Origin of the sequence: Stenotrophomonas sp. TWI1409, from assembly GCF_039673015.1 — a bacterium.
In the GTDB taxonomy this organism is placed as follows: domain Bacteria; phylum Pseudomonadota; class Gammaproteobacteria; order Xanthomonadales; family Xanthomonadaceae; genus Stenotrophomonas; species Stenotrophomonas maltophilia_A.
The window spans coordinates 1-11420 of record NZ_JBDJKU010000096.1 but is presented as its reverse complement, the minus strand read 5'-3'; the positions used below and the strand labels follow the sequence as shown (position 1 = coordinate 11420).

Sequence of the window (11420 nt, the reverse complement as noted above, 5' to 3'; positions counted from 1 at the left end):
TTCGATGCCTGGTGCAGCCGGCCAGCGGCCGGCACTACCGCGCGTTACCAGTCCAGCTGCTTCGGCAGCAGGCCCTGCAGTTCCTGCTCGGTCAGGTTGCGCCACTGGCCCGGCTTCAGCGCGCCGATCTTGATGTTGTCGATGCGCACGCGGCGCAGCTGGGTCACGCGATAGCCGAACTCGGCGGCCATCAGGCGGATCTGCCGGTTCAGTCCCTGCTGCAGGGTGATGCGGAATCCGAACTTGGCGATGCGCGAGGTCTTGCACGGCAGCGTCATCTGGTCGTGGATGCGCACGCCGCGCGCCATGCCACGCAGGAACTCGTCGGTGACCGGCTTGTTCACCGCCACCAGGTACTCCTTCTGGTGGCCGTTCTCGGCACGCAGGATCTGGTTGACGATGTCGCCGTTGCTGGTCATCAGGATCAGGCCTTCGGACTCCTTGTCCAGGCGGCCGACCGGGAAGATGCGCTGTTCGTGGCCGACGAAGTCGACGATGTTGCCCTTGACCGAGGTTTCGGTGGTGCAGGTGACGCCCACCGGCTTGTTCAGCGCGATGTAGACGTGGCGGCGGGCGCCGGGCTTGCGTGCCACGCGCGCGCGCAGCGGCTGGCCGTCGACCAGCACCTGGTCTTCCTCGCCCACCACCGCACCGGTGCCGGCCGCGTGGCCGTTGACGGTGACGCGGCGGGCGGCGATCAGGCGATCGGCCTCGCGGCGGGAGCAGAAGCCGGTGTCGGCGATATGTTTGTTGAGTCGGGTGGTCATCGGTCCATTATCCGGCATCGCCGCCCGCTGCGCTTCATGCCGGGGCCGGCGGATCGAGCTCTTCGCCGTCGAACACCCGGTTGCGACCCGCCCGCTTGGCCACGTACATGGCATGGTCGGCCCGCCGCAGCAGCCCGGCCAGGTCATCCTCACCCGGCCGCCACTGCGCCAGTCCGATGCTGGCGGTCACTTCCAGGCCCGGCACCTGCAGGGCCTGGCCGGCTTCGGTGATGCGCTGGCGCAGGCGGTCCAGGCGTGCCGACGCCGCCTCGCGCGGCATGCCCGGCATCAGCAGCAGGAACTCCTCGCCGCCCATCCGCACCACTTCGTCCTGGCTGCGGACTGCCGTGCGCAGGGCACGCGCTACCGCCACCAGCACCTGGTCGCCCACCGCGTGGCCATGGCGGTCGTTGATGTCCTTGAACAGGTCGATGTCGAGAAAACCGATCACCAGCGGGCCGCGCTCACGGTCGACCTGTGCCAGGTGACGGGCCAGCTGCTGCAGGCCGGCCCGGCGGTTGGGCAGCCCGGTCAGGCCATCGGTTTCGGCCAGCTGGCGCAGTTCATCGCGCTGCTGGCGCAGCCGGCCCAGCCGCTGGTTCATGGCATAGGCGGCCATCATCAGCAGCCAGGTCACCGACAGCTGCAGTGCTTCCACCCGGTACTCCAGCAGCCACCCCGCACTGCTGGCATCGGCTGCGATCATCACCAGCAGTGGCACCAGCGCCGCCAGGCCCGCCAACGCCCAGCAGTCACCGCGCAACCAGGCACGCATGCCAGCGGCCAGTGACAACAGGCAACCGAGGATGAAGGTCAGCTGCAGGCTCTGCGCGACCAGCGCCAGGGTGTCCCAGCGCAGCCACGGCACCAGCGCGGCCAGTCCCATCAGGCCCCACAGCACAGCCTGCTGTGCCGGCCGCGAGCGCGGCAGCAAGCGGTCCCCACCGTTGAGGCGCCACAGAGCGGGCAGTACCAGCGCCTGGGTCGCGGCGGTCAGCGCCAGCAGCCACCATGCGCCGCGCTCGCCCACCGGCAGCCACGGTTCGGGGTAGCCGCTCAAGCCGCCAAGAACCGCCTGCCACACCACCACCACGATCGTCGCGCCGATGTAGACCAGGAAGCTGCGGTCACGGGTGGTCAGGTAGGCCATCAATGCCGACAGCGCCAGCGCGATCGCCACCGCGATGCAGGCCGCGCGCACCAGCAGGCGGGCGGTATCGTTCTGCTGGACCGGACTGGGCGCCCCCAGCCGCAAGGTCGGCACCCAGCGCGCTTTCAGCGGCGCCTGCCACGACACCAGGAACGGCTCATGGCTGCCTGCCGCTGGCACCGCCACCAGGCCGATGCCGGCGCGGAAGCGCGAATCACGGGTGCGCGCATCGTGCATGTTGCCGCAGATCTCGCGGTCACCATGCTGTACGCGGACTTCGCCAGCGAACACGTTGAACACATCCAGCGCCTGGGGTTGCCCCGACCAGCCCCCGGGCGGCGCCGGTACCTCTACCTGCTCGCGCGGCCCGGCCAGCATCGCGGGCGTACAGCCACGATGGGGTGTCGGTTCGTCCGTCGGTGCGCCAACCAGCAGGAAATCCCGGCCGGCCTCGGCCAGGCGCGCGTGCACCAGACCGGGAAGCAACACTCCCATCAGCAGGACGACCAGCAGCGCCCCTGTTTCGTACCGCCACTGCCTGACGCCCACGCCACATCCTGTTCCTGCTTACGTCCGCGCCCACTGCGCGTCGCCCCTGGCGCGCATTATCGCAGCCGGGCACGCCACGCATGTGTAGACCAAAGTCGCCGTGCGCCGTTCAGCCAGCGGCCGGAGGCCCCTTCACCGCCACCAGGCGGACCGGCCTCAGGTCACTCAGGGTCATCCGTTCCAGCGGCTGCGGCCGCTCGATCGCGTAGCCCTGCAGGCCCTGCACGCCGAGCCGGGTCAGTGCGCCAGCCACCTCGGCGGTTTCCACCCATTCGGCCACCACCTCCATCTGCAGTTCCCGCCCGAGCTCGCTGATCGCCCGCACCGTGGCGTGGCTGACCGGGTCGGTGTCCATGTCACGCACGAAGGTGCCGTCGATCTTCAGGATGTCCGCAGGCAGCTGGCGCAGATAGCCGAACGAGGACAGGCCGGAGCCGAAGTCATCCAGTGCCATCCGGCAGCCACGCGCTTTGACCGCATCGATGAAAGCGCGTGCCTGGCTGAGGTTGCTGATCGCCGCGGTCTCGGTGATCTCGAAACACAGTTTCGAGGCCAGCGCGCGGTTGCGCTCGAGCAGGTCGCAGACGAAGGCGAGGAATCCCGGCTCGGCGATCGACTGCGCCGAAACGTTGACGTTGCACAGGCCCAGCTGGCGCACGTGTGCCGGGCAGACCTGCAGGTGGCGGAACAACAGCCCGAGCACGTGCCGATCCAGCGCCACCGCCATGCCGTATCGCTCCACCGCCGGCATGAACTGACCGGGCAGATGCAGGCTGCCATCGGTACCACGCATGCGCACCAGCACCTCGTAATGCAGGTAGGACGGATCGCCCACGCGGGCGATGCGCTGCGCGTACAGCAGCATGCGATTCTCCGCCATGGCCAGGCTGACACCCTGCAGACGCTCGGCCTCCTGCCGCCGCTCCTCCAGCGCCATGCGGTTCTCGTTGAAGCAGTGCACACGGTTGCGACCGGCCTGCTTGGCCGCATAGCAGGCGCTGTCGGCGGCGCTCATCAACCAGTTCGCGTCCGGCGCCTCGGCACTGACCTCGACCACGCCGATGCTGCAGCTCAACTGCGGGCTGCCCTCGCTGATCGGGAACGTGGCCTGGCCCAGGTTGCGGATCACCCGCTGCAGTACCCGCTTGGCTTCATCCTGGCCGGCGTGGGCGAGAAACACCGCGAACTCATCGGCCCCCAGGCGGCCGACCCAATCGCCATCACGCACCGCCGCCACCAGATAGTCGGCGAAACCGCGCAGCATCTGGTCGCCGGCGGCATGACCGAAGCTGTCGTTGACCAGCTTGAAGTGGTCCAGGTTGATGTAGCACAGCGCATGCGTACCACCGTCCGTCCGGACCTGCAGCAGCGCGCGTTCCAGCAGGCGTTCGATCTCGCGGCGGTTGATCAGGCCGGTCAGCGGATCGTGGCTGGCGTGATGCTCGATCTCGCGCGCCAGTGCATGGTTCTGGCTGACATCCTCGATGATCGCGAACACCGACAATCCACCGCCCGAGCTGCGAACCGCGGTACCGCTCCAGCGTCCCCAGACGAGGCTGCCATCGCGCCGCCGGAAACGCAGCTCGCTCGGCCGCAGCTGCCGGTCCCAGTCGATGCGGCCGACACCGTCGAGGACCAGTTCCCCCTCCATCAGCAGGTCACCCAGCAGCATCTGCAGCAGCACATCGCGCCGGTAGTCGAGGATATCCGCCATCGCCTGGTTGGCCTCGACCACGCGGCCATCGGTGTCGAGCTTCAGCATGCCGACATTGGCCTGGTAGAAGGCCGCGCGGAAGCGGCTCTCGTGCTCGGTCAGATCCTTGCCGACGCGACGCGCCAGCGCCACTGCCATCAGGCTGATCACCAGCACCGACAGGCCGCCAACCATCAGCGTGGCGATCCGGACCATGGTGGCCATCCTCAGCAGCGCCTGCGAGAACGCCTGGGCCTGCACCTGCAGGCGGCGGTCGAGATCCCGCAGCTGCTGCAGGTAGCGATTGCGGTCGGCCACGGGCAGTTCACCTGCCGCATGCCTCCGTTGCAGCTCGGCGACCAGGGCCTGCACAGCCTCCAGATCACCATCGGTCTGCCGCCACAGTGCAGTGGCTTCGCGGAATGCTCCCAGGTCACGGGCGTAGCGGAACGAGAACACCAGGCGTGGAATATCGGCGCGCGCGTTGCCGCCCTGCAGGAAACCCTGCCGGGCCTTCTCCTCGTCCGGTACCGCCTGTTCCAGCGCCAGCCGGGCCTGCAGATCCCCCAACGGAATCCGCAGGGCCTGGCGCGCGTCATCCAGGTCCTGCGCATCGCCACGCGCCAGGTAGCGGCTCAGCGCAGCGGTCGCATCCTGCTGCCCCCGCGACCAGTAGCCCTGGCCGGCAATCCAGGCCGTCGAGGCCGCCTGCAGTTCCTGGATCAACGCGGACAGCGCGACCAACCCGATCGCCATGCCCGTCAACAACGCAAAGCGCAATCCCAGGCCACGGGTCATCGGCACCCGCCGGCTCTGCTGGTCCGTGCCACTTCTACCCATCCCGGATCCCCCCGAATGTGCTGCGGTGACAACCTCCCTTGGAACCGGCCCAGCCTATGACCGGCAATGTGTTTGCCATGCGAAAAGGGGACGGAGGGGATTAAGTCGTTTTCGGCATAAGCGCACTGCCGGGCATAAACGACTTAATCCCCTCCGTCCCCTTTTCCAGGCCCATAACGGACAACGCCAACCCGGAGGCTGGCGTTGTTCAGGACCGCAGGTGCGGCTTAGAAGCTGCGCGGGCCGCGCGGCTTGAAGCCGTCACGACGCGGCGGGCGGCTGTCGCGGTCACCGCCGCGGTCGCCACCGTGGCCACCCGGACCGCCCGGGCCACCGCGACGCGGGCCACCCGGGCCGCCCGGACCACGCTTGTCGAAGCGCGGCTTGAACGGACGCGGGGCCGGGTTGGTGTCTTCACCCGGAGCCAGCGCACGCATCTGCAGCTGCTGGCCGGACACCCACACCTTCTGCAGGTGCGACAGCACGTCCGGCGGCATCTGTGCCGGCAGGTCCAGCAGCGAGAAGTCGTCGTGGATGTCGATGCGGCCGATGAAGCGGCTTTCCAGGCCAGCTTCGTTGGCAATGGCGCCAACGATGTTGGCCGGCTTCACGCCGTGCTGGTGGCCGACCGAAATGCGGTAGGTCTCCATGCCCTGCTCAGGCGCACCACGTGGCGGAACCTCACGGCGCGGACGCTGCTCGAAGCCACCTTCGGCGTCGTCGCGGCGCGGGCCACGCTCGAAGCGCGGACCACGCTCGTTGCGGTCGAAGCGATCGCCACGTTCCGGGCGGTCACCACGGTCGAAGCGTTCGCGCGGTGCGCGCTCTTCACGCGGGGCACGCACCGGCGGCTGCAGCAGGAACGGGGTGTCACCCTGCAGCATCTTGGCCAGCGCGGCAGCCACTTCGATGGCCGGCACGTTCTGCTCGTTCTCGAAACGCTCCAGCAGCTGGCGGTAGAAGTCCAGGCCACCGGCGCCGAGGGTTTCGCTGATGCGCGAGGTGAACTTGTTGATGCGGGTGTCGTTGACCGCTTCCACGCTCGGCAGCTGCATCTCTTCGATCGGCTGGCGGGTGGCGCGCTCGATCTGGCGCAGCATGCCCTTCTCGCGCGGGGTGGCGAACAGGATCGCCTCGCCGCTGCGGCCGGCACGACCGGTACGGCCGATGCGGTGCACGTAGCTTTCGGTGTCGTACGGGATGTCGTAGTTCAGCACGTGGCTGATGCGCTCCACGTCCAGGCCGCGGGCAGCCACGTCGGTGGCGACCAGGATGTCCAGCTTGCCTTCCTTCAGCATGGCGATGGTGCGCTCACGCTGGGCCTGCTGCATGTCACCGTTGATGGCGGCAGCGGCCAGGCCACGGGCCTGCAGCTTGCTGGCCAGTTCTTCGGTGCCGGCCTTGGTGCGCGCGAAGATGATCATCGCGTCGAACGGCTCGACTTCCAGGATGCGGGTCAGCGCGTCCAGCTTGTGCATGCCGCTCACCCACCAGTAACGCTGGCGGATGTTGGCCGAGGTGGTGGTCTTGGCCGCGATGGTCACTTCCACCGGGTCCTGCAGGTAGGTCTGCGCGATGCGGCGGATCTGCGGCGGCATGGTGGCCGAGAACAGGGCCACCTGGCGCTGCTCCGGCAGCTTCTTCAGCACGGCTTCGACGTCGTCGATGAAGCCCATGCGCAGCATTTCATCGGCTTCGTCCAGCACCAGCGTCTTCAGCTCTGACAGGTCCAGGGTGCTGCGGTCCAGGTGGTCGATCACGCGGCCGGGGGTACCGACCACGATGTGCACGCCGCGGCGCAGGGCCGACAGCTGCTGGCCGTACGGCTGGCCGCCGTACACCGGCAGCACGCGGAAGCCCGGGATCTTCGACGAATAGGACTGGAACGCCTCGGCAACCTGGATGGCCAGTTCGCGGGTCGGTGCCAGGATCAGGGCCTGCGGCTTGATCTGCTGCAGGTCGATGTTGGACAGTACCGGCAGCGCGAACGCTGCGGTCTTGCCGGTGCCGGTCTGGGCCTGGCCCAGCACGTCGCGGCCTTCCAGCATCGCCGGGATGGTGGCGGCCTGGATCGGCGACGGGGTTTCGTAGCCGATGGCGGTGACCGCCTGCATCACGGGCTCGGACAGGCCGAGCTGCGCAAACTGCAGCGGCGCTTGGGAATCTTGGGACATGGGGAACTCCGAAGACACTGCCGTCTTCCTGGCAGTGCGATAAAAAAGGTGATGGTCCGCGCTTTGGGCGCCCTTCTTATCGCGTGCCCTGGCGCTGCTCGGTTGGAGGAGATTTCACTCGCTCAGAGCGGAATCATACCGCATTGATCCTGAACAAGGCGTACAGCTTGCCGTGCGCGTACCGTCATGCCCCAAGCTGGCGCACAATACGCGCCCTCTTCACCGGCCCGGCCGCTGCTGCGCCCTTCCCCAGGAACCCCGCTCCATGCAGATTCTCGAATTCGACCTCGACGGTGACTACGTCGAACTCAAGCAGCTGCTCAAGCTGGCCGACCTGGTCACCAGCGGCGGCGAGGCCAAGATGGTCATCAGCGACGGCCAGGTGCGGGTCGACGGCGAGGTCGAACTGCGCAAGGCCTGCAAGATCCGCGCAGGCCAGGTGGTTGAATTCGCCGACAGCCAGATCCGCGTGCTGGCCGCCGGCTGATCTGAACGGGCTGATCTGAACCGGTTCAGGCCACGCGCTGGGTCAGGTGCGAGGCGATCAGCTGCCTGAACGGCGCAACGCCCTGCGCCAGGCGCAGGCCGGCCGCGCGCAGCAGCCGCGCCGGGCGGCGATCGTCGGTATACAGGCTGGCGATCGCGTTGGTGGCCTCGTACAGCGGCCTCGATGCCAGCCGATGACCGCGCTGGTAGCTGGCCAGCATGCCGGCGGCGGCGATGTCGGCACCGCGACGCTGCTGTTCGACGATGCCCTGCGCCAGCCGCTGCGCACTGGCCAGGCCCAGATTGAAGCCATGTGCGGTGACCGGATGCATGCCGACGGCGGCATCGCCAATCAGCGCCGAACGCTCGCCGACGAAACGGTGCGCGTACACACCCACCAGCGGATACGCCTGCGGCGTGGCCACTGGCTGCATGCGGCCAAGACGGTGTTCGAAGCAGGCACCGATGGCCTCACCGAAGGCCACCTCGTCCATCGCCAGCAGTTCTTCAATCTGCCGCGGTGGCAGCGTGATCACTGCTGATGCCTGGCCTTCGTTGAGCGGCAGCAACGCCATCGTGCGGCCGTAGCCGAACCATTCCCAGGCAGTGTGGTGATGATCACGCTCAACCTGCATGCGGCACACCAGCATCGACTTGCCGAAGTCGCGCATCTGCGCGCCGATGCCGAGCATGCGGCGGGTTGCGGAGAAGCGGCTGTCAGCGGCGACCAGCAGGCGCGCATGAAGTTGGCTGCCGTCATCGAGCTTGACCACGTGGCCCTGCGCATCGGCCTGCACGCCCAGCACCTTGCGCCCGTCGAACAGCTCCAGGCCGTCCTGCCCCTGCACGGCATCCCATGCAGCGCGGCGGATCAGATGGTTGGGCACCAGCCAACCCAGCGGCTGACCGTCCACCTGGCTGCTGGCGAAGGTCAGCGCGAACGGCGAGCCGCCGTTCATCACCTTGGCATCGCGCAGTTCAGCGACTTCGGCCTGCGGCAGGCGCTGCCACAGCCCCAGCTGCTCCATGCTCTGCCGCGAGGCATGGGTCAGCGCGATCTCACGGCCATCGAAGGCGGCCTCGGCAAGGGCCTGGCGCGGTTGAACTTCGACCAGCCCGACCTGCAGGCCGCTACCGGCCAGCGCACGCGCGAAACACAGCCCCGCCGGTCCGGCGCCGACCACCACCACGTCCATCCTGCGCATGCGCGCCTCCTGCCGTTGATTCAGTCCGCGCCAGCATAGCGCCGCGCACCTGACCGGCCTTGATCTGGATCAGGCCGGGATCACAACAACGCGAACACCAGCGCCAGGATCGACAGCAGCGACACTGCCCAGACCAGGCTGCGCACGTAGGGCACGCCCGCGGCATACAGCGGCAGGTAGACCACGCGCGCCCAGAAGTAGGCCTGCGCCGCCAGCGCCGTGGTGTCGTTGCCGCGCCCGGCCACGACCACTGCGATGGCGGCGGCAGCGAAGAACGGGAACGTCTCCAGGAAGTTGGCCTGCGCACGCTGCAGGCGCCCGGCCAGCGGGCTGAGTGGCCTGGCTTCGCCATCACGCGCCGAGGCATTCCACTTCATCCCGCGCTCGCGGGTGACCACGGTGGAGGTAGCGAAGATGTAGACAAAGCCCAGCAGCACCGACCAGGCCAGCATCGTCAGTTCAGTTGCCATCGATCATCTCCTCAGGGTGCCGACGCACGCAGGCTGTAACCGGCCAGGCGCCACACCTGGTCCTCGTCGAAACGAAACGAGACCAGCTCGCGTACCGGCTGCGCGCTGTTGGCGAAACGGGTCGGGAAGCTGACGTTGATGTACAGCCCCTCCGGCACCGCGGCACCGGCGCTGTACTTGACCCGGGTGATGGTCGGCTGGCCACGCCCGGCCAGCGCGCCCAGGCGCGTGCGCTCGGCAGTCAACTGGCTGACGAAGGCGGCCTTCGGTACTGCACGGCGCGCGACGGCCGAAGCGCCATCCCACAACTCGCCTGCGCGGTTGGCATCGACCAGCTGCGCCGCCTTCACTGCGGCCGCGCCCATTTCCGCATCCTGCTTCTGCACCTGCGCCTGCTGCGCGGCAGTCAACGCCGGAGCGCCGGCCGTGGCCGGTTTCGCAGCCGCCGGCGATGCCGGTGCGGGGCGCGCGGGTGCCGGTGCAGGCGTGGCCGGCGCGGGTGCCTGCGCCAATGCGGTCAGGGGCAGCAGGGACAGCAGCAGGAGCACGCGCTTCATGGACACCGCCGGTTCTCGGGAAAGAACCGCAGTCTACGCCAGCGCGGTGAGCTGTTCGTCAGCGCGCGTGGGCGCTGCCTTCCACCGCTGCGGCATCGGCCTGCGCGGCAGGCGTGCCGGTGTCTGCTGGCGCCTGTTCGGCCACCGGCGGCGGCTCCGACGGTGCCGGCGGCAACGTTGCCACATCGATTTCCGACAGCGGGCTTTCTTCCGGGCACACCGCATCCGGGAAACCGAAGCGCTGCTTCAGTGCCTGGCCGCAGCTGTTGATCGATTCCATGTCGGCGCCTTCGCGCTTGCACTGCTGGTCGAAGGCGATCAGGAACGCATCCTTGCGCTGCACGAAGTCATCGCCGCAGGCGCGCATCTGCTTGATCCGTTCCAGATCGTCCTGCACCGCGTTGGTGCCATCCAGACCGTACTGGCGTAGTTCGTCCGGCGTCAGCAGGCGCAGGCTGCGGTTGGGCACCGTCATCATCAGATCGGCCACGCCCACCGCCACGCCGTTGCGCTGCAGGTAGTCCTTTACGTTGTCGTAGACCTCGTGCAGCTCGCGGTTGAGCTCGGCGCGCGAGGTCGCCTTGGAACTGATGCGCATCATGCGGTGGATGCCGACCTTTCCCGACAGCAGCCGGTTGTCACCAGCGGCCAGCACGAACACGCAGGCGCTGTGGCAGATCGAGCCTTCGCGCACCCAGATGGTCCAGCCCGATTCACCGATGCTGTCACCGGCGACGATCGCCGATTCCACCTGACCGCCGCTGGAGTCCAGATCGAGGATGCGCTTGTGGATCTTCTGTTCATCGGCGACCACGGCAAGTCGCCACATCATTTCGGCGAAGCCCGGATTGATCTTGCCGGCGTAACGCACCCGCATCAGGCCACGCTCGGCACACGGCGCCAGGGCCTGGGCAATCTGCTCGCGCTGCAGGCCCTCCAGCTCGACGCCATCGCCCGCCTCACCGGCGTACTCGGTACTGCAGCTGACCCAGGCGCGGCCATTCTCCAACTGCGCCTGCGGCCAAGGCCGATCCGCCCGGCTGCGCGGCGGCGCCGGCGGTGGCGGTGCGTCAGCCGCATTGATCGACACCATGTTCTCGCCATCACTGGCCGGCGCCCGCGCCGCCTTGTCGGCAGCGGTCACATTGCCCGGATTCTCCAACTGACTGCAGCCCGCCAGGGCCAGGCACAACAGGGGCAACCAGCGGAATTTGGCGGACATCGGGCAACCGGGATTCATGGGAGCAAGAGGCACAGTCTACCCGTCCAGGCCGCGCATTCAGCGCGTGGCACTGAACCCCTTCTGACCCTTGGGAAAAAGCGTGTCGACCAAGGTCGACACCTACCAACAGCAAAAGCGTGCCGACCAACGGTCGGCACCCACCAACTGCAGCGACCAACTGTCAGAGGTGGGGCGGTGTGGGCTGACAGGACCGTTGGCGCCATGGATGGCGCCAAAGAGCCCCCAAGGGCGGGGTTACGGCGTGGGCTGACAGCCCACACCGCCCCGCCAACCCCCGGACGGCCAG

The 11420-nt window shown here is 68.2% G+C and carries 9 protein-coding genes; 1 reads left to right on the top strand and 8 read right to left on the bottom strand.

The features are described 5' to 3' along the window. Nucleotides 1–44: 44 nt before the first annotated feature. The 4 genes from ABE423_RS19435 to ABE423_RS19420 form a co-directional block, all read right to left on the bottom strand. The gene (locus ABE423_RS19435) at nt 45–767 is read right to left on the bottom strand and encodes a pseudouridine synthase (protein ID WP_032128352.1); all 723 of its coding nucleotides are present in this window, start codon (nt 765–767) and stop codon (nt 45–47) included. Nucleotides 768–801: 34 nt separating this feature from the next. Further along, the gene (locus ABE423_RS19430; protein WP_125893802.1) at nt 802–2466 is read right to left on the bottom strand and encodes a sensor domain-containing diguanylate cyclase; all 1665 of its coding nucleotides are present in this window, start codon (nt 2464–2466) and stop codon (nt 802–804) included. A gap of 109 nt (nt 2467–2575) precedes the next feature. Beyond that, nucleotides 2576–4999 (bottom strand): EAL domain-containing protein, encoded by a 2424-nt coding sequence (locus ABE423_RS19425; RefSeq protein WP_049424576.1) that lies wholly within the window; start codon nt 4997–4999, stop codon nt 2576–2578. Nucleotides 5000–5226: 227 nt separating this feature from the next. Further along, nucleotides 5227–7173, bottom strand: a complete 1947-nt coding sequence (locus ABE423_RS19420) for a DEAD/DEAH box helicase (protein WP_032128355.1) — start codon at nt 7171–7173, stop codon at nt 5227–5229. Nucleotides 7174–7438: 265 nt separating this feature from the next. Here ABE423_RS19420 and ABE423_RS19415 point away from each other — a divergent pair, with 265 nt between their 5' ends. Beyond that, nucleotides 7439–7660, top strand: coding sequence for an RNA-binding S4 domain-containing protein (locus ABE423_RS19415; RefSeq protein WP_012479588.1), 222 nt, complete (start codon nt 7439–7441; stop codon nt 7658–7660). A gap of 25 nt (nt 7661–7685) precedes the next feature. Here the strand turns inward: ABE423_RS19415 and ubiM are convergent, their stop codons facing one another. From ubiM to ABE423_RS19395, 4 genes are all read right to left on the bottom strand, one after another. Next, a complete protein-coding gene (ubiM, locus tag ABE423_RS19410; RefSeq protein WP_071228464.1) occupies nt 7686–8864 on the bottom strand; it encodes a 5-demethoxyubiquinol-8 5-hydroxylase UbiM in 1179 nt (392 codons plus the stop codon). Between the two features lie 80 nt (nt 8865–8944). Continuing rightward, nucleotides 8945–9334: an MAPEG family protein gene (locus ABE423_RS19405; protein ID WP_032128357.1), complete on the bottom strand. Its 390-nt coding sequence runs from the start codon at nt 9332–9334 to the stop codon at nt 8945–8947. A gap of 11 nt (nt 9335–9345) precedes the next feature. Further along, entirely contained in the window at nt 9346–9891 is a 546-nt protein-coding gene (locus ABE423_RS19400) for a DUF4019 domain-containing protein (protein ID WP_032128358.1), read from the bottom strand. A 58-nt stretch (nt 9892–9949) separates the two neighbouring features. Further along, the gene (locus tag ABE423_RS19395) at nt 9950–11113 is read right to left on the bottom strand and encodes a hypothetical protein (RefSeq protein ID WP_032128359.1); all 1164 of its coding nucleotides are present in this window, start codon (nt 11111–11113) and stop codon (nt 9950–9952) included. Nucleotides 11114–11420: the final 307 nt, after the last annotated feature.